General features: G+C 62.6%; 19 protein-coding genes. 13 read left to right on the forward strand and 6 right to left on the reverse strand.

Features of this window, described 5'->3' with window-relative positions; genetic code table 11:
* Window positions 1-58 precede the first annotated feature (58 nt).
* From GTP46_RS05395 to GTP46_RS05405, 3 genes are read left to right on the forward strand one after another with little or no spacing between them, the layout of a single operon-like run.
* Window positions 59-415, forward strand: coding sequence for an STAS domain-containing protein (locus GTP46_RS05395; protein ID WP_161005599.1), 357 nt, complete (start codon window positions 59-61; stop codon window positions 413-415).
* Window positions 412-1,380 carry an MBL fold metallo-hydrolase gene (locus GTP46_RS05400; RefSeq protein ID WP_161005600.1) on the forward strand — a complete coding sequence of 323 codons (969 nt, stop codon included), beginning with the start codon at window positions 412-414 and terminating at the stop codon, window positions 1,378-1,380. Before GTP46_RS05395 ends, GTP46_RS05400 begins: the two co-directional genes overlap by 4 nt.
* Window positions 1,381-1,388: 8 nt before the next feature.
* Window positions 1,389-3,530 carry a CHASE2 domain-containing protein gene (locus tag GTP46_RS05405; RefSeq protein WP_161005601.1) on the forward strand — a complete coding sequence of 714 codons (2,142 nt, stop codon included), beginning with the start codon at window positions 1,389-1,391 and terminating at the stop codon, window positions 3,528-3,530.
* Here the strand turns inward: GTP46_RS05405 and GTP46_RS05410 are convergent.
* Both GTP46_RS05410 and GTP46_RS05415 read right to left on the reverse strand, forming a co-directional pair.
* Window positions 3,527-4,117: an OmpA family protein gene (locus tag GTP46_RS05410; protein WP_161005602.1), complete on the reverse strand. Its 591-nt coding sequence runs from the start codon at window positions 4,115-4,117 to the stop codon at window positions 3,527-3,529. The genes GTP46_RS05405 and GTP46_RS05410 overlap by 4 nt on opposite strands.
* 3 nt (window positions 4,118-4,120) lie before the next feature.
* Window positions 4,121-4,561 carry a FecR family protein gene (locus GTP46_RS05415; RefSeq protein WP_371869567.1) on the reverse strand — a complete coding sequence of 147 codons (441 nt, stop codon included), beginning with the start codon at window positions 4,559-4,561 and terminating at the stop codon, window positions 4,121-4,123.
* 40 nt (window positions 4,562-4,601) lie between these two features.
* Here GTP46_RS05415 and GTP46_RS05420 point away from each other — a divergent pair, with 40 nt between their 5' ends.
* Together GTP46_RS05420 and GTP46_RS05425 are read left to right on the forward strand one after the other, a co-directional pair.
* The gene (locus GTP46_RS05420) at window positions 4,602-5,021 is read left to right on the forward strand and encodes an ATP-binding protein (RefSeq protein ID WP_161005603.1); all 420 of its coding nucleotides are present in this window, start codon (window positions 4,602-4,604) and stop codon (window positions 5,019-5,021) included.
* Window positions 5,022-5,045: 24 nt separating this feature from the next.
* Window positions 5,046-5,684, forward strand: a complete 639-nt coding sequence (locus tag GTP46_RS05425; RefSeq protein WP_161005604.1) for an FABP family protein — start codon at window positions 5,046-5,048, stop codon at window positions 5,682-5,684.
* 7 nt (window positions 5,685-5,691) lie between these two features.
* On the opposite strand, the gene GTP46_RS05430 is transcribed toward GTP46_RS05425, so the two are convergent.
* Window positions 5,692-7,644 carry a diguanylate cyclase domain-containing protein gene (locus GTP46_RS05430; protein WP_229258808.1) on the reverse strand — a complete coding sequence of 651 codons (1,953 nt, stop codon included), beginning with the start codon at window positions 7,642-7,644 and terminating at the stop codon, window positions 5,692-5,694.
* A gap of 121 nt (window positions 7,645-7,765) precedes the next feature.
* Between GTP46_RS05430 and GTP46_RS05435 the strand changes: the two genes are divergently transcribed.
* Both GTP46_RS05435 and GTP46_RS05440 read left to right on the forward strand, forming a co-directional pair.
* Window positions 7,766-8,410, forward strand: coding sequence for an HAD family hydrolase (locus tag GTP46_RS05435; protein ID WP_161005605.1), 645 nt, complete (start codon window positions 7,766-7,768; stop codon window positions 8,408-8,410).
* Window positions 8,407-9,603 carry a glycosyltransferase gene (locus GTP46_RS05440; RefSeq protein ID WP_161005606.1) on the forward strand — a complete coding sequence of 399 codons (1,197 nt, stop codon included), beginning with the start codon at window positions 8,407-8,409 and terminating at the stop codon, window positions 9,601-9,603. The genes GTP46_RS05435 and GTP46_RS05440 overlap by 4 nt, the downstream gene beginning before the upstream one ends.
* Here GTP46_RS05440 and GTP46_RS30175 read toward each other — a convergent pair.
* On the reverse strand, window positions 9,545-11,167 hold the full coding sequence (locus GTP46_RS30175; protein WP_161005607.1) for a methyl-accepting chemotaxis protein: 1,623 nt from the start codon (window positions 11,165-11,167) through the stop codon (window positions 9,545-9,547). The two genes, GTP46_RS05440 and GTP46_RS30175, sit on opposite strands and share 59 nt — an antisense overlap.
* 295 nt (window positions 11,168-11,462) lie before the next feature.
* Between GTP46_RS30175 and GTP46_RS05450 the strand changes: the two genes are divergently transcribed.
* Genes GTP46_RS05450 through GTP46_RS05460 form a run of 3 tightly spaced genes read left to right on the forward strand, consistent with a single transcriptional unit; the run spans window position 11,463 to window position 12,919 of the window.
* Complete coding sequence (locus GTP46_RS05450) at window positions 11,463-12,239, forward strand: DNA/RNA non-specific endonuclease (protein WP_161005608.1); 777 nt, start codon at window positions 11,463-11,465, stop codon at window positions 12,237-12,239.
* Window positions 12,236-12,484 (forward strand): histidine phosphatase family protein, encoded by a 249-nt coding sequence (locus tag GTP46_RS05455; protein WP_161005609.1) that lies wholly within the window; start codon window positions 12,236-12,238, stop codon window positions 12,482-12,484. Before GTP46_RS05450 ends, GTP46_RS05455 begins: the two co-directional genes overlap by 4 nt.
* A 3-nt stretch (window positions 12,485-12,487) precedes the next feature.
* Complete coding sequence (locus GTP46_RS05460; protein ID WP_161005610.1) at window positions 12,488-12,919, forward strand: hypothetical protein; 432 nt, start codon at window positions 12,488-12,490, stop codon at window positions 12,917-12,919.
* Window positions 12,920-12,922: 3 nt separating this feature from the next.
* On the opposite strand, the gene GTP46_RS05465 is transcribed toward GTP46_RS05460, so the two are convergent.
* Together GTP46_RS05465 and GTP46_RS05470 are read right to left on the reverse strand one after the other, a co-directional pair.
* Window positions 12,923-13,912 carry a sensor domain-containing diguanylate cyclase gene (locus GTP46_RS05465; RefSeq protein ID WP_229258809.1) on the reverse strand — a complete coding sequence of 330 codons (990 nt, stop codon included), beginning with the start codon at window positions 13,910-13,912 and terminating at the stop codon, window positions 12,923-12,925.
* 21 nt (window positions 13,913-13,933) lie between these two features.
* Window positions 13,934-14,692 (reverse strand): sensor histidine kinase, encoded by a 759-nt coding sequence (locus tag GTP46_RS05470; RefSeq protein WP_161005611.1) that lies wholly within the window; start codon window positions 14,690-14,692, stop codon window positions 13,934-13,936.
* Between the two features lie 140 nt (window positions 14,693-14,832).
* On the opposite strand from GTP46_RS05470, the gene queE reads away from it, so the two are divergent.
* From queE to tadA, 3 genes are read left to right on the forward strand one after another with little or no spacing between them, the layout of a single operon-like run.
* Complete coding sequence (gene queE / locus GTP46_RS05475) at window positions 14,833-15,468, forward strand: 7-carboxy-7-deazaguanine synthase (RefSeq protein ID WP_161005612.1); 636 nt, start codon at window positions 14,833-14,835, stop codon at window positions 15,466-15,468.
* Between the two features lie 3 nt (window positions 15,469-15,471).
* Complete coding sequence (queD, locus tag GTP46_RS05480; protein ID WP_161005613.1) at window positions 15,472-15,921, forward strand: 6-carboxytetrahydropterin synthase QueD; 450 nt, start codon at window positions 15,472-15,474, stop codon at window positions 15,919-15,921.
* Window positions 15,911-16,396, forward strand: a complete 486-nt coding sequence (gene tadA, locus GTP46_RS05485) for a tRNA adenosine(34) deaminase TadA (RefSeq protein ID WP_161005614.1) — start codon at window positions 15,911-15,913, stop codon at window positions 16,394-16,396. The genes queD and tadA overlap by 11 nt, the downstream gene beginning before the upstream one ends.
* The last annotated feature ends 3 nt before the right edge of the window (window positions 16,397-16,399 follow it).

Raw genomic sequence — 16,399 nt, forward strand, 5'->3', positions numbered from 1 at the left:
AGGACAAAAAGATGTGATAATGGAAAAATAGTTATCTAACGTACCTCAAGGCTTGACTATGGAACTTCAGCCTATACAAGAGGGCCGCACCATTGTGCTGAGCCCCGCTGGCCGCATCGATCATACGCATGCCGATGCATTTAAACTGGCCCTCGATCCGCATCTGGCAGACTGCCGCAAGGACGGCCCGCCTTTGGTGATCGATTTTTCCGGCATCACTTATATTAGTAGCATCGGCTTGCGCGCGCTGATGGTGGCGATCAAACAGGTCAAGGCGCAAGGTGGACGCATGGTGCTGGCGGGCCTGCAGCCGCTGGTGCTGGAGGTGTTCACCATCAGCCGCTTCGATATGCTGTTTGAGATTTTCCCCGACCGCGCGAGCGCGCTGGCGGTGCTGGCAACGGCGGTTTCATGAAGGCGCGCATCTGGGGCGCGCGCGGCTCGCTGCCGGTGGCGCTGACCCATAAGCAGATCCGCGCCAAATTGGTGACGGCTTTGGAAGGTGCAATCGGCCGCAACCTCGATAGTACGGACAAGGTGGTGGACTACGTCGACAATCATCTCGGCTTTGAGGTGAGCGGCACTTACGGTGGCAATTCCAGCTGCGTGGAAGTGGAGGCGTGGGATACGGATACCATCCATGAGCACATCGTGCTTGATTTGGGATCGGGTGCGCGTCCGCTGGCTGGTTCCAAGCTGGCCAAGTATGGACCGGGCAAGCCGCAGACCTATCACGTGTTCATGTCGCATCTGCACTGGGATCACATCATGGGGTTCCCGTTCTTTACGCCAGCCTATATTCCAGGTAACCGCATCATCATCTACGGCTGCCATAAGGATCTGGAGACGGCGTTTCGTCGCCAACAGGAGCCGATCAGTTTTCCGGTAGGTTTCCAGCAGTTGGGCGCAACCATCGAGTTTGTGCAGTTGACGCCGGGCGTGCCGCAGCAGGTGCGCGATGTGACGGTGACGGCCAAGCTGCAGCTGCATGCGGGCGATTCGTATGGCTACCGGCTGGAGCAGGGTGGCAAGACGCTGATCTACAGCACGGACTCTGAGCACAAGCTGGATAACGCTGCGGAGCGCGTGGCGTTTGTGGACTTCTTCCGCGACGCGGACCTGGTGATTTTCGACGCCATGTACTCGCTGGCCGATTCGATTTCGGTGAAGGCGGATTGGGGGCACTCCAGTAATGTGGTCGGCGTGGAGCTGTGCCAACTGGCCGGTGTGCACAAGCTTTGCCTGTTCCACCATGAGCCGATCTACGACGATGCGCAGATTTCGCGCGTGCTGGCCGAGACGCGCCGTTATGCGGAGATCACCGGCGAGGCGCCGCTGGAGATTGTGTCCGCCTACGACGGCATGGAAATCGCGCTGTAAGCGCCGCCATGCTGCGCCGCTTGCAAACTCGCGCCTGGGGCGGCGTGCGCGCCGGGCAGGGCAGGCCGCTGGCCTTGCTGGTGGCGCTGGTGCTGGCCGTGCTGCTGGCGCGCGGTGGCGATGGCCCTTTGCCAGCTTTGCGCCTGGCCTTGTTCGATACTTATCAAACCTATTTGCCGCGTGAGCGGCTTTCCGGGCCGGTCCACATTATCAATATCGATGAAGCGGCGCTCAGTGAGTATGGGCAGTGGCCGTGGCCGCGCACTTTGTTCAAGGAGCTGCTGGAGCAGATAGCGGCGCAACGTCCGCTGGCCATCGGGTTGGATATTTTGATGCCGGAGCCGGATAACACCTCGCCCGAAGCGCTGGCGGCGCGCATGCCGGAAGGCCGTCTGCATGACGAGTTGACGCAGTTGCCATCGCACGATGCGCTGCTGGCCGAGCAAATGCGCCGCGCGCCGATTGTGCTGGGCACCGCAGGCTTCATGCACGCGGAAGCCGGTACCAGCGACGCCCTGCGCGTATGGCCGATGCATGTGCGCGGCGCGGACAAAGACGGCTCGGCGGTGGGCGTTCCGGACGCGGCGCACTTGCCGGTGATGCGCTTTCCGCAGGCGATGTCCAGTTTGCCGATGCTGCAGGCGGCGGCGCGCGGGCAGGGGCTATTGTCGGCGAATCTGGAAAAGGGCGTTGTGCGCCGCGCGCCGCTGGTGGGCGCGGTGGGCGACATGCTGGTGCCGTCGCTGTCGATGGAGCTGCTGCGCGTGGCCACCGGCACGCCGGCAATCGAGATCGAGGCCGATGCAAGCGGTGTGCACAGCGTCTCGGTCGGCGATCTGCGCGTGCCCACGCTGCCCGACGGCGCAGTGTGGGTCAACTTTTCCGCGCCGGCGCTGGACCGCTACATCTCCGCGCTGGATGTGCTGCGCGGCCGTATCGATCCCGCTGTCCTGCAAGACAAAATCGTCATCGTCGCCATGACAGGCCTGGGTCTCAGTGACTACAAAACCAACGCGCGCGGCGACCTGCTGCCTGGCGTCGACACCCACGCGCAAATGATCGAAAGCTTTTTTGACGGTGCGTTCCTGCGCCGCCCGCAGTGGATGCGCTGGATCGAAGTGGCAGCCTTCGCGGCCTGCAGCCTGCTAACCATCTGGATGCTGCCGCGCCAGCGCCTGCGCGTTGGCGTACCGATGGCGATCATGCTGGGCGCAGCCTTGTTCGGCGCCGGCGCCTTGCTGTTTGCGCGCGTCGGCCTGCTGTTCGATGCGGCCGGCGTGGTGCTCGGTTACGCAGCCATCTGTCTTAGCCTGCTAACCAGCATGCTGGCGGCCGCAGTACGCGACCGCAAACAATCCGAACGCGCATTGCAAACCGCGCGCGAAGCCGCCGCCCGTACCGCCGGTGAACTCAACGCCGCACGCCGCATCCAGATGGCGTCCCTGCCGCAGGCCGCAAGCTCCTTCCCCGGCGAACACCGCTTCGAACTGGACGCCTTGCTGGAACCGGCCAAGGAAGTTGGTGGCGATTTATATGACTTCTTCAAGCTCGATGACGACCGCGTATTTTTCATGGTCGGCGACGTGTCGGGCAAAGGACTGCCGGCCAGTTTATTTATGGTGGTTGCCAAGGCGCTCTCGCGCAGCATTGCCTTGCGCGGCGAGGCCGATATGGGCGTCATCATGAACAGCGCCAACCGCGAGCTGGTACGCGAGAATCCCGAAATGCTGTTTGTGACCAGCGTTGCCGGCATCCTTGATGCCGCCAGCGGCGCGGTCTACCTGTGCAACGCAGGCCACGACGCACCACGTCGCATCACTGCCGACGGCCGCGCCGAACTGCTGCAATCAGCAGACGGACCTCCGCTGTGCGTGATCGACGATTTCGAATATCCGGTGCAGCAGTACCAGTTGCAGCCTGGCGAAAGCCTGTGCCTGACCACGGACGGCATCAGCGAAGCAATGAACACGGCAGGGGAGTTGTACGGGAACGAACGGCTCAACCGCCTGCTGTCCGGCGTTGCGACCACCGCGCCAGCGGCGGTGGTGCAGGCGGTGCGCGACGATGTGCGCCGCCACGTGGACGGCGCCGAAGCCTCGGATGATTTGACCTTGCTGGTGCTGCGCTGGAACGGCGCAGCAGTGAATTAACGCACGCGGATTTCCACGCGTCGGTTGCGCGGTTCGTCGACGCCGTCCGCAGTCTGGATAAGCAGCTCGCGCTCACCACGGCCTTGCACCGCAATCTGGTCGGCCGCAATTCCGGCTTCCACCAGAATGCGTTTGACCGCTTCGGCGCGGCGCAGCGACAGGGCGTCGTTGTACTCCTGGCGTGCCACCGTGTCGGTATGGCCGATGACGATAATCTCCGGCGCAGGGCGTGCAGCCAGCTGCTGCTTGATCTGCGCTAGCTGGCCCGCCGATTCTGGCGTCAGGTTTTCGGTGTCTGTGATGAAGTAGACGATGAACACCGCTGCACGTTGCGGCAACGCGTCCAGCAGCGCGCCGTAACGGTTCTTGATCTGCGTGCTGTCGCCGCCTGTGGCAACCGCGCCACGGCTATCGACGGCGGCGGTTTGATACGGCTTATCCAGCACCGTGTCTTTGCCCGCCGTGGTGATGATCACGGCGCTCGGTTTGCCGTCCTGGCTAGGCAGCAAAGTGATTTGTTCGGTCGGGCCGCGTTGCAGTTGCGAGACAGCGGCGAGCAGGCACACGGCCCAAATGAGTAAGGCCATAACTTAGTCTCCGTCCTTGACGTCGATGACAAACTCGGTGCCGCGCACGCCTAGAATCGAGGTCGGAGTGCGGAACTGCACCGCACCCGGCGACTGCTTGGACAGCTTGCCCGAGATGACGCCCAGCGTGCCTTTCTTGACCGTGGCGTCCAGCGCGCCCTCGTGCGAGGTCGGGTCGAAAGCGTACTTCTCCAGCCACACATTGCTGTTCGGGCCTACAGCCAGCAGGGTTTCGTCACGCAGCGTGATGCCCACCGAGCCGTCGGCGCCGGTGACTACGCGGTCGCTCGCCATCAGCGCGGCGCCAGCCAGCGCCGGCGTTTTTTTACCTTCGCGTTCGATAGCAGCGCTGCCTTTTGCGGTTTTAATCATGCCAGCCGGGAGGTCGGCGGCGTTAGCCAGCAGCGCAAAGGAGGCTGCCAGCATCGTTATTATTCTTTTCACGGTTCTTCTCCTAACATAAGCATTCCGATAATATGCTCGAATGGACGAAAAAGAAACCGGTATCGCGCATCTGCTGCGTTTTCCGGCACGGCTGGATGCGGTCCCCAGCGCGATGGCGTTTGCCGCCATGGCGCTGACGCAGTCCGGCCTTGCGCCGGGCGTGGTCGCGCGCGCCGAATTAATCCTGGAGGAGCTGCTGCGCAACAGCATCCTGCACGGCTACGGCGGCGACAGCGCCCACGACGTGTGGGTAGGCGTGCGCGGACAGGTGTTGTGCTACGAAGACGCCGCGCCTCCGTTCAATCCCCTGACCGAGGGCCCGCCGCCGCCCGATCCTTCACTGCCGCCGGAGGACTTGATCGTAGGTGGTCTGGGTCTGCTGCTGATTCGCCAGCTGGGTGGTGCCGTGGCTTATTCCTACAGCGAGGGCCACAACCGGATCGAGATCGCCTTACAATAAGGTTTTTATTCCTCAGGATTTCGCATGACCGAGTTCTCCACCGATATCTACACCGAACCACATCCGATCGACGTCAACACGCTGGCTAACCTCGGGCCTTTGGCGCCGATGGCCGGTATCTGGAAGGGCGAGCGCGGGCTGGATATCAAGCCGAAGGCAGATGGCGCGCGCAAGCAGGCTTACGTCGAACGCATCGAACTGTATCCGATCGATCCTGTCACCAACGGCCCGCAGCTGTTCTACGGCCTGCGCTACCTGATCATCGTGAACAAGCCGGATAACGTGAAGACCTACCACGAGCAGGTCGGCTACTGGTTGTGGGAGCCGAAGACCAAGACGGTGATCCAGACGCTGGGTATCCCGCGCGGCCAGATCGCGATGGCTTCCGCCGTGGTGGAGCCGGACGCGAAGGAGTTTGAACTGGTGGCGCGGCTGGACTCCGATACCTACGGCATCCGTTCCAACCCGTTCCTGGAATATGGCTTCAAGACCATCGAGTACCGCATCAAGGTCACCATCAACGACGACGGTACCTGGGGCTACGAGGAAGACACCGTTATGCTGCTGCGCGGCGAGGAAGAATTCCACCACGTGGACCGGAACCTGCTGCACCGCGTGGCCGAACCTGTGCCGAATCCGCTGCACAGCGGCGTTCCAGCATAATCACCACTTAGTCGCCGACCACGTAACCATCGCGGCCATTGCGTTTGGCCGCGTATAGCGCGCTGTCGGCGCGCGCCACCAGCTCGCCGCAGGTTTCATCGTCGCCCTCGTGCAGGGCCACGCCCATGCTGGTGGTGACCTTGCGCTGCTCGTCGTCCAGCATGAACGGGCTGCGCACCGCTTCCACGATCTTGGCTGCTAGCCGGTTCGCTTCCGCCGCATTCGCCACCTGCTCGAATACGATCACGAATTCATCGCCGGCCAGCCGGGCCACAGTGTCCGATGCGCGCACGCTGGCCACCAGCCTGGCCGCAAACTCGCGTAGCACCACATCACCAGCGCCGTGACCCTGCGTGTCGTTGATCTCCTTGAAGTAATCGATATCCAGATAGGCCAGTGCCAGCGGCTTGCGGTGGCGCCGCGAGCGCAGGATAGCTTGCTGCAGCACCTCTTCAAATACCAGCCGGTTGGCGATGCCGGTCAGCGTATCGATGCGCGCCAGCTGTTTGAAGCGGGCCTCGCTGGCGGCGATTTTCTGTTCGTACTCCACCCGTTCCGTAATATCGTGCAGGAAGGCGGTGGCGTAGTAGGCGCCGCCGTGGCGCAAGGAACCGATCGACAGCTCGACCGGGATTTCGCGGCCGTCGCGGTGCAGCGCCGTCACGCGCACGCGGGCATTGATCATCGGGCCTTTGCCGCCTTGTGCGAAGCGGGTCATACCGGTGCGGTGAGCGTCGCGCTGGTCCGGCGGAATAATCAGCTCGGCGATGTCGCGGCCGATGGCCTCTTCGCCGCTCCAGCCGAAGATGCGTTCAGCGGCGCGGTTCCACATGGTGACGATGCCGGTGTTTTCGCAGCTGACGAAAGCATCGGGAGCGCGTTCGAGGATATTGCTGATCAGGGACTCGTTATCGCGGATGGCTTCCTGTGCTTTTTCGCGCTCCGCCATCAGCTCGTGAAAGGCGATGCTCAAGCCGCCGATTTCATCGCGGCGGCGGCGCTGCAGCACGCTGATGTCGGCGCTGCCGCTGCGGATATCGCCGATGTGGCGGTGCAGGCGGTCCAGTGGCCGTAGCAGCACTTGTATCAGTAGCCACGCCAACAGGCCGGCGACAGCGGCGAAAATGGCGGCGGCCAGCAAGGCGTGCTGGCGCATCGCGATCATCGGCGCAAACGCCTCGTCCACCGGGAAGCGTGCGCCAATAATCCAGCCGGTGGACGCCAGGTGCTTGTATGAGTAGATGCCGTCGCTGCCGTCCTTGTTGGTGGCCTCGACCCAGCCTTCAAACCCGTCGAGCGCCATTTCAGTGGCGCGGTTGTAGCCGGGGCGGGCGTTGATGTGAGTGAGCAGGCGCGTGGCGTCCGGGTGATGCAGCAGGATGCCTTCGCGCGTCATGATGAACAAGTAGCCGGTCTGGCCGGGCTTTTGCAGCGCAATCTGGTCAAGGAAGCCGGTGTTGCTGAGGTCTATGCTACCGCCAAACAGCATGGCCACCTTGCCCTGCGCATCACGCACCGGATGCAGAATCATAATCGAGGGCAGGCCAGTGATCTCGCTTTTGTACGGCAGGGAGACTACCGGTTTGCCTGCCGCCATTGCCCGTTCGAAGAATTCGCGGGCGCGTGGATTGGGCGGGCGCGTGGTGGAGGTGTGGTCGCCCTCCGTGTGCAGCAGCATGCCCTCGCGGTTGAAGATGTGCAGGTTGAGGAACTGCTTGCGCGCTACCGGATGGCGGTCGACAAAGGCCTGCATGGCGGCTGGATCGCTGGCGGCGTTTGCGGGAATGGTGTCGGCCATGCTTGCCAGCAGCACCTTGCGTGCTTCGATCTGGGCATCGACTTGCGCGGCGATGGACGAGAGCAGGGAATACTGCTGGTCACCGATCACGCTTTTCATGTCGCGTTCCGCCAGTACCAGCGCCACCAGCGTGACGATCACGGTGGCCGTCAGGACAAGCATGACCACCACTCCGGTCATGCGGAATTTGAGGCTACGCGGTAGCATGGATAGAGCGGCCATGTCGCGAGTATGTCACAAGCGGCGAACAGGTACAATTCAGTCTTTACCTGGAAAGCAGACGATGTTGCGGGCGATTTTATGGGATAACGACGGTGTGCTGGTCGATACGGAACAGCTGTTCTACGAGGCTAACCGAGAGCTGTTCCAGCCATTGGGCCTGGAGCTCAGCGCGCAGCATTTCTTCGACTGGTATTTGGCCGACAATTGCGGCGCGTGGCATTTGCTGGAGCCGCGCCTGTCGGAAGCGCAGGCCGAGGAGCTGCGTTCGGTGCGCAACCGGCGCTATGCGGCGCGGCTGGCGTCCGAGCATATTCCCGCCATCGACGGTGTCACCGAAACGCTGGCCGCCCTGTCGCCGCGCGTGCGCATGGGTGTCGTCACCAGTTCCAATGCCGACCATTTCGAGATTATTCACCACCGCTTGGACCTGCTACCTCATTTCGAATTCGTGTTGACGCATGAATCCTACACCCACAGCAAACCGTCGCCAGAGCCATATTTGCTTGGCCTTCAGCGCATGGGCGTCGGCGCCGATGAGGCGCTGGTGATCGAGGATTCACCGCGCGGCTTGCAGGCTGCTACGGCGGCCGGCATCCGCTGCATCGTCCTGCGCAACGCACTAACGCGGCACTACGATTTCCCCGGAGCCTGGCGCGTGGTCGACACAATGGCGCAGGTGCAGGCGGAAGTGGAAGCGCTGCTATGAGCCACATTCACCTGTGCTGGGAATTAGGCGGCGGTCTTGGACATGCGGGCCGCCTGAAGATGCTGGCGCAGGTGCTGTTGTCGCGCGGCCACCGGGTGACCATGAGTTTGCGCGACTTGATGCATACGCACGCTTTGCTGGCGGATCTGAATGTGCCCAAGCTGCAGGCGCCGGTGTGGCTGCACAGCGCAGCGGGATTACCGCAATCGGCGAATCTCGCGGAGATTGCTTTTCATTGCGGTTATCTCCAGCCGGAGGCGCTGCGCGGCATGGTGGCCGGCTGGCGCGAGATGTTTGCGCTGCTGCAGCCGGACCTGGTGGTGGGAGATTACGCGCCGACGGCTTTGCTGGCGGCGCGCAGCCTGGGTTTGCGCAGCGCTTCGGTAGGCAGCGGCTTCAGTAGCCCGCCGCACGGCCGAGCGCTGCCAGCTTTTCAGTCTGCGCCGGCCGAACGGCTGGCGGCGTCCGAGGCGCGGATGCTGGCGACGGCAAACGCGGTGCTGGCCGGATTCGCCGGGCGGTCAACTTGCATGCAGCCCTACGCGCATGCAGCCGATGTGTTCTGCGGCGACCTGCAGTTGCTGTGCACCTGGCCCGAACTCGATCATTGCGAGACGCGCGGCGAGGCGCAATGGATGGGGCCCAGCTTCGTGGCGCAAGGCGGCATCGCGCCGCAGTGGCCGGAAGGCGAGGGCCGCAAAGTATTCGCCTATCTGAAAGCAGGCCATACCGCGCATGGTGCGGTGCTGAAAGCCTTGGTGGAAGAGGGCTGCCGTGTGCTGGCCTATGTGCCGGAAGTGGCGGCTGGCGGACCTGCGCCGCTGGCAAGTGAGCAGGTGCTGTATGCCGAATCGCCGGTCGCGTTGCCGCAGGCGTTGGCGGAGGCTGATCTCTGCGTTTGCCACGCTGGTGAAGCCACGCTGGCGCAATCGCTGCTGGCCGGCGTGCCGCTGCTGATGCTGCCTTCGCACACCGAACAATTCCTCAGCGCGCGCCGCGTTGCCATGTCCGGTGCTGGCTACAACGCGGCGTTGCTAACGCCAGAATCGGACTGGCGCGCGGTGCTGCGGGCGCTATTGAACGATGCCAGCTACCGCGATGCGGCGCGGGCTTTCGCCGCGCGCCATCAGGGATTTAGCCAGCAACAGATGAACCAAGAGCTAGCGTTGCAACTGGAACGTCTGCTGCCTTAACGCCGCGCCGCCCGGCGCCAGCGCCGGTCAGTTTGAACACGCTGACCGCGCCTACCAGGTTGGAAGCCTGCTCCTGCATGGTGATGGCCGCCGCCGATGCCTGCTCCACCAGCGAGGCATTCTGCTGCGTGGTCTGGTCCATTTCGGTGATGGCGCCGTTGATGTGCTCAATGCCGGACAACTGCTCCTGACTGGCGAAGGCGATTTCGCTCATGATATCGGTCACGCGGCGCACGCTGGTGACGATTTCCTCCATCGTGGCGCCGGCCTGGTCGACCAAGCGTGCGCCTGCATCTACCTTGTCCACCGAGTCGCCGATCAATGCCTTGATCTCCTTGGCTGCGGCGGCGGAGCGCTGCGCAAGGTTACGTACCTCGGATGCCACCACTGCAAAGCCGCGCCCTTGCTCACCGGCGCGCGCGGCTTCCACTGCCGCATTCAGCGCCAGGATATTGGTCTGGAAGGCGATGCCGTCGATGACCGAAATGATGTCGACAATTTTGCGCGCCGAGGCGTTAATCGACGCCATCGTGTCGACCACCTGCGCTACTACCGCACCGCCTTTACCCGCCACATTGGACGCGGACATGGCCAGCTGATTGGCCTGACTGGCGTTGGCGGCGTTCTGCTTGACGGTCGACGTCAGCTCTTCCATCGACGATGCGGTTTCCTCCAGCGAGCCAGCCTGGCGCTCGGTGCGTTCGGACAAATCGAGGTTACCAGCTGCGATTTCGGCCGACGCGGTGCCGATGGAATCCGTACCTTTGCGGACTTCCGAGACGATGGAAATCAGGCTGGTATTCATGTCCTTGAGCGCGGCCGACAGCTGGCCGATTTCGTCGCGGGTGCGGATCTGGATGTCGGAACTGAGGTCGCCGTCGGCCACGGTGCGGGCCACGCGCACGGCGTAGCGGATCGGGCGCACGATGGTGCCGGTCACGTACCAGCCGGCGAACAGGCCCAGTGCTGCACCGGCCACGCCAAGGCCGATCATCAGCAGGCTGGAAGTGCTAGCGGTTTGCTGCGCGTTGGCGCCCGAGTCCTTCATCAGCTGGACCTGGAAGGTCACCAGCTTGTCCAGCGCCGCTACATACACCGTCTGCGCCGGCCGAACTTTTTCCAGCAGCAGTGCGCGCGCAGCCTCCTTGTCGCCGGCCTTGACGGCAGCCACCATCTGGTCGCGTAGCGGCGAGTAGACAGCGCGCGCATCGTTCACTTCCTTGAGCAGCGCCACACCCTGCGGCGCGTGCACGATGGCGCCCAGCTGGTCGAGCAGGGCGCGGATATCTTTGCTGCGCTCGGCGATCGAATCGAAGGCAGCGCCGGTTTCGCCTGCGTCCACCAGTAGCAGGTCACGTAGCGAGCGCGATTGCTGGGCGACGTTGTCCTTGACCTGGTTCAGCAAGCTGATTTTGAGATAGCGGTCGCTGATGGTCAGGTCGATCTCGCTGCTGGTGGCACGCAGGCCGAGCGCACCCACCGTCACCACTATGGCCAGCAACAATGTGCTGAGGGAAAATGCAATCGTCAGCCTGTGGCCGATCTTCAGGTTTGCAATGTTCATGACTCGTCTTTTTGGAGTGTTTTATTAAAAGAAGGTTATTGCCTGTGGGAACACAAAGTGTAGCTTGGAAACACATGCATACCTAGCAATGTTGCTTACTAATATGAACATATGAGTGGATAAAGCAACAACCGTCGTGTATAATCCAATCCAGTGTTGTCGCATCAGAAATAACAAAACATTGCCTCTGGTAGGGCTGGATGTTTGGAGGGGCCGGCGTTCGATAGATAGCCGGCCCTTTTTGTTTGTGCGGCGCTCCGCTAAAATGCGGCGACTACAATGTTTCTAGGAAGTTATGTCGCTGTTTCATCGCACTCTGGCCACAGTTGCACTGCTGGCCGCCAGCCTGGCCTCTGCCGGTGAATGCCCGGCCCACTACGTCGATGGCCGCTTGCCGGAAATCCGCAATACCAAAATGGCTGCCGCTACCACCGAGCTGTGCTACGGCGTATTTGGCGTCATGCATTCAGGCGTCACGCGCACGCCGCTGTGGTCGGCTGAGCACCTGACGGCGCAAAATATCGACGCAGCCAAGACCCTGTCGCGCGAAAATTCTTTCCATCCCGAGTCGCGCCTGCCGGCCCGCGCGCGCGCCGAGTTGTCGGACTACGCCCGCAGCGGCTACGACCGCGGCCACATGGCGCCGAATGGCGACATGCCGGACCGCGCAACCCAGCACGAGAGCTTCACGCTGGCAAATATGGTGCCGCAGGATTCGGACAATAACCGCCACATATGGGCCGGCATCGAAGGTGTGGTGCGCAAGCTGGCGCAGAAGGAGGGCGATTTATACGTGATTACCGGCCCGGCCTTCATCGGTGGCAACCTGCAAAAAGTGGGGAATGTGCTGGTGCCGACGCACTTGTATAAACTGGTGTACAGCCCACGCCAGCGCGCCGGCGCCGCCTTCTTTATCGAAAACCGCGCCGATGCCCAGTACGAGTTGCTGAGCATCGCCCAGCTGGAAGACAAGGTTGGCATCGACCTGCTGCCGTCGCTGCCGGCAGCGCAAAAGCAGGTGCTGCTGCGCGTACCCAAGGTGAAACAACGTCAGGATCGGAGCAAAGGATGAGTAAGTTTGTGCCCTACAAAAATGAGTCGGACGTGCTGCATATTGGCGGTTTGACGATTGAGAACCGGCTGGACCGCATTACCATCAGCGGCGACATCGACCTCACCGCCGACCAGGCTGGCCTGAAGCAAGCGCAAGCGCTCAAGCAGCTGCTGGCCGATGTGGTCGCCAAGCTGGAGGCGCAAGATTTGCCATCGACGCTGCCACCGGCCGCCACCACGTCCGTCGCCAACCCGTTTGACTAAGCCATGCATTTTCCATCCGACACCCACATTCACGTCATTGGCCAAGGCTTGCTGGACCGCACCTTGCCGAAAGCTGACTGGACCCACGCCGCCCACCTGGCCGCCGCCGCATGGCTGCTGGCAGTGCGGCCTGACATCGATGCGCCGACGCAGATGCCAGACATCATCCGCGCCTACAACGAGGCGGTGGGCACGGCCAACACCGATACTGGCGGCTACCACCACACCATCACGCTGGCCTCGCTGCGGGCGGTGGGCGATTTCCTGTCGCGCCAGCCAACTGGCACGCCTTTGCACATCGCCTGTGAAGAGCTGCTGAAAAGTCCTTACGGCGACAAAGCCTGGCTGATGCGCTACTGGAGTCCGGACTTGCTGTTCTCGAAGGAAGCCCGTCTTGGCTGGATCGCCCCGGATCGCGCGCCGCTGCCGTTCTGACGGCTAATCCGCGCCCGGCAGGCTGATGCGATTGCGGCCCATGTGCTTGGCGCGGTACAGCGCTGAGTCGGCCGTGGCCACCAGCTGGCTGGGATCGTTCTCGGCCGCCGCCAGCGCGGTGGCCGCGCCTATGCTGACTGTCACCACATGCTGCTGGCTGCCCAGATTAGGTAGCCGCAATTGCTCGACCCGGCGGCGAATGCGTTCGGCCACGATGGCCGCCCCTTTCAGCGACTGATTGGGCAAGATCACCGCAAATTCCTCGCCGCCGTAGCGCGCCACCAAATCGTTGGCGCGCATTTCGCTCGACACCGCTGTGGCGATACGCTGCAGGCATTCGTCGCCGCCGAGGTGGCCGTAGGCATCGTTGTACTGCTTGAAGTTGTCGACATCCACCATCAATAGCGACAAGGGCTGCTGCTGGCGCAAGGCGCGCTGCCATTCGGCGTTGAGCGTATCATCGAAGCAGCGGCGGTTGGCCAGGCCGGTGAGACCGTCGCGTGTGGCCAGCTGTTCCAGCGCCACTTGCGCGCGCTTTTCCTCGGTGACGTCGCGCAGGGTTTCCACCACGGCCACCAGCTTGCCGTCGCCGTCGAAGATCGGGCTGGCGTCAGCGGCGAGGTAGCGGCGCCGGCCCACGCGCGGCATATCGCACCAGTTTTCCGCGCACAGGTTGTTGTCGGTGTCATTGCGGCGCGCGTGCTGGCGGTACAGGCGGTGCAGTTCGGCGCTGCGGCCCTGGATGACCAGGTCGGCCAACGTTGGGCGCTGCTCTTGATAAAACGGCTTCCAGTGGTCCGAAGTAGCCAGCATTTCCCATGCAGGCACACCGGTCAGGCGCTCGCAAGCGATGTTCCAAATGATGACCTTGCCGTGGATGTCGATCACGAAGGTGGGGATCACCAGCAGCTCCATCAGCTTGAGGGCGAAGCCGTGCTGCTGGTCTGCCTGCGAGAATTCCATCAGGTGCTGGATTTTTTGTGTTCCGCTCATGGGCGCCGCCTTTTATCGTTATTAAATGGGGAAGGACATAGTGAGTGCCGTGCCCGCGCCGGGCGTGCTGGCGATATCGAAACGGCCGCCGGCCTCGCCGACGCGCTGGGCGATGCCGCGCAGGCCCTGGCCGCGACGCATGGACGGCTGTGGCAAGCCGACGCCGTTGTCGCGCACGGTCAGGCGCAGGCAGTGCTCTTGCCGGCACAGGCCGATGCAGACCTCGGAGGCTTGGGCGTGGCGGACGATATTGCTCAGCGATTCCTGCAGCACGCGGTACAGAACAGCCTCCATGCCACCGGGCGGTGCGGCGAAGGCGGCTGGTTCAGCATCCAGCCGGCAGCGGATGCCGCTCAGGCGGGCGAACTGGTCGATTTGTTGTTGCACCGCGCCTTCCAGCCCGGCATTCAGCGCTTCGGTCGGCTGATCGTGGACGATGGCGCGCATGGCGCGGGTGGCGTGCTGGATGCGCTCCTGTAGTTGCTCCAGCGGCTGGCGCAGGGCGGGATAGCTGGCGGCCAGCGCACCGGTGTCGAGGCTGAGCGCCAGCAGGTGCTGGCCGAGGTCATCGTGCAGGTCGCGCGCGATGCGGCGGCGCTCGGCGTCGCGCAGAGAGTGCTGGCCGGCGCTCAGGCGGCAGATCTGGCGCTGGGCATCGGCCAGTGCTTGCGCCGCCTGGACGCGCTGGCGCCGCCACAGCAGCAAGCAGACGATACACAGCAGCGCCGCGAGGGCGGCGGTGACGATATCGATTTCAAGGAGAGGCGGCGCGTATCTCATGGTGTATCTTCCTGTGATGGCCACAAGCCACCATAGCCCGCTTGCCCATCGGAAGCATTGTGAAATGTCAACATCGAGCGATGCTTCCCGGAAAAGTGTGGCGTAGGATATAATCGAGGGTTGTCCAATCGGGAACTATCGTGACTTACAGCATTAAAGAGATTTTCTACACGTTGCAGGGTGAGGGCGCCCACGCTGGACGTCCGGCCGTGTTCTGCCGCTTTTCCGGCTGCAACCTGTGGACCGGCCGCGAGAGCGACCGCGCAAGCGCCATTTGCCAGTTCTGCGATACTGACTTTGTCGGCACCGATGGCGAAGGCGGCGGCAAGTTCAAGACGCCTGAAGAGTTGGCAGCGACCATCAACGCGCTGTGGCCGGCCAGCTACCCCGCTAGCAAGTACGTGGTGTTCACCGGCGGCGAGCCGCTGCTGCAGTTGGACCAGCCGCTGATCGCCGCCATGCACGCGGCCGGCTTCACCATCGCGATTGAAACCAACGGCACGCTGCCGGTGCCGGAAGGCGTAGACTGGATCTGTGTCAGCCCGAAAATGGGCTCCGAGCTGGTGGTGAAGAAGGGCAGCGAAATCAAGGTCGTCATCCCGCAGACCAATCAAGACCTCTCGGTTTACGAACAGCTGGACTTCGAGAATTTCTTCGTGCAAGCGATGGACGGCCCGCTGGCCGAGTTCAATACGAAATTGGCGATCGAAACCTGCAAGCGCAATCCGAAATGGAAACTGAGCCTGCAAACCCATAAACTTTTACAGATACCATAAGCAATGCTGACCATTACCCGCAAGTTGGAATTCGACGCCGGCCACCGTATTCCCGACCACAAGAGCCAGTGCCGAAATCTGCACGGCCACCGCTACACGCTGGAAATCACCCTGACCGGCAACATCATCGACGTTGAAGGCAACTCCGACAACGGCATGATCATGGACTTCTCGGACATCAAGTCGCTGGCCAAAGAGCATCTGGTGGACGTCTGGGACCACGCTTTCATCGTCTACGAAAAAGACGAAGCCGTGCGCGATTTCCTGGCCTCGCTGCCTAACCACAAAACCGTGGTGATCGACCGTATCCCGACCGTGGAAAACCTGGCCCACGTGGCGTTCGGCATCTTGAAAGCTGCCTACAAAGACCGTTACGGTACTGGCCTGCACCTGCACAAGCTGGTGCTGCACGAAACCCCGAACTGCTGGGCCGAGATCACCGATGGTGTCTGATACGGATTTCATGCAGCTGGCGCTGGCACAGGCGCAGCAAGCGTGGGACCTCGGCGAGGTGCCGGTAGGCGCCGTCGTCGTCAAGGATGGCGAGGTGATTGCTGTCGGCTGCAATCAGCCGATCGGCAAGCACGATCCGACCGCGCACGCGGAGATTGTGGCTCTACGCGCCGCCGCCGAAAAGCTCGGCAACTACCGTTTGCCCGGTTGCGAACTGTACGTCACGCTGGAGCCATGCGTGATGTGTTCCGGCGCCATGATGCATGCGCGCCTGAGCAAAGTAGTGTACGGTGCGACGGATCCCAAGACCGGGGCCTGCGGCTCGGTGGTCAATCTGTTCGAGCAGGAGCAGCTCAACCACCACACCGAGATCGTCAGCGGCGTGATGGCCGAGGAATGCGGCGCCATGCTGAAGAACTTTTTTGCTGCGCGCCGTGCGGCAGCTGCGGCCGCCAAGCTAAAAGTGGTATCCTGAATC

This window comes from Duganella flavida (assembly GCF_009857445.1).
Lineage (GTDB): Bacteria > Pseudomonadota > Gammaproteobacteria > Burkholderiales > Burkholderiaceae_D > Rugamonas > Rugamonas flavida.

Coding starts and splice junctions, on each gene's coding strand:
- GTP46_RS05395 (WP_161005599.1), top strand. CDS start 59: ATGGAACTTCAGCCTATACAAGAGGGCCGCACCATTGTGCTGAGCCCC.
- GTP46_RS05400 (WP_161005600.1), top strand. CDS start 412: ATGAAGGCGCGCATCTGGGGCGCGCGCGGCTCGCTGCCGGTGGCGCTG.
- GTP46_RS05405 (WP_161005601.1), top strand. CDS start 1,389: ATGCTGCGCCGCTTGCAAACTCGCGCCTGGGGCGGCGTGCGCGCCGGG.
- GTP46_RS05410 (WP_161005602.1), bottom strand. CDS start 4,117: ATGGCCTTACTCATTTGGGCCGTGTGCCTGCTCGCCGCTGTCTCGCAA.
- GTP46_RS05420 (WP_161005603.1), top strand. CDS start 4,602: ATGGACGAAAAAGAAACCGGTATCGCGCATCTGCTGCGTTTTCCGGCA.
- GTP46_RS05425 (WP_161005604.1), top strand. CDS start 5,046: ATGACCGAGTTCTCCACCGATATCTACACCGAACCACATCCGATCGAC.
- GTP46_RS05430 (WP_229258808.1), bottom strand. CDS start 7,644: ATGCTTGTCCTGACGGCCACCGTGATCGTCACGCTGGTGGCGCTGGTA.
- GTP46_RS05435 (WP_161005605.1), top strand. CDS start 7,766: ATGTTGCGGGCGATTTTATGGGATAACGACGGTGTGCTGGTCGATACG.
- GTP46_RS05440 (WP_161005606.1), top strand. CDS start 8,407: ATGAGCCACATTCACCTGTGCTGGGAATTAGGCGGCGGTCTTGGACAT.
- GTP46_RS30175 (WP_161005607.1), bottom strand. CDS start 11,167: ATGAACATTGCAAACCTGAAGATCGGCCACAGGCTGACGATTGCATTT.
- GTP46_RS05450 (WP_161005608.1), top strand. CDS start 11,463: ATGTCGCTGTTTCATCGCACTCTGGCCACAGTTGCACTGCTGGCCGCC.
- GTP46_RS05455 (WP_161005609.1), top strand. CDS start 12,236: ATGAGTAAGTTTGTGCCCTACAAAAATGAGTCGGACGTGCTGCATATT.
- GTP46_RS05460 (WP_161005610.1), top strand. CDS start 12,488: ATGCATTTTCCATCCGACACCCACATTCACGTCATTGGCCAAGGCTTG.
- GTP46_RS05465 (WP_229258809.1), bottom strand. CDS start 13,912: ATGAGCGGAACACAAAAAATCCAGCACCTGATGGAATTCTCGCAGGCA.
- GTP46_RS05470 (WP_161005611.1), bottom strand. CDS start 14,692: ATGAGATACGCGCCGCCTCTCCTTGAAATCGATATCGTCACCGCCGCC.
- queD (WP_161005613.1), top strand. CDS start 15,472: ATGCTGACCATTACCCGCAAGTTGGAATTCGACGCCGGCCACCGTATT.
- tadA (WP_161005614.1), top strand. CDS start 15,911: ATGGTGTCTGATACGGATTTCATGCAGCTGGCGCTGGCACAGGCGCAG.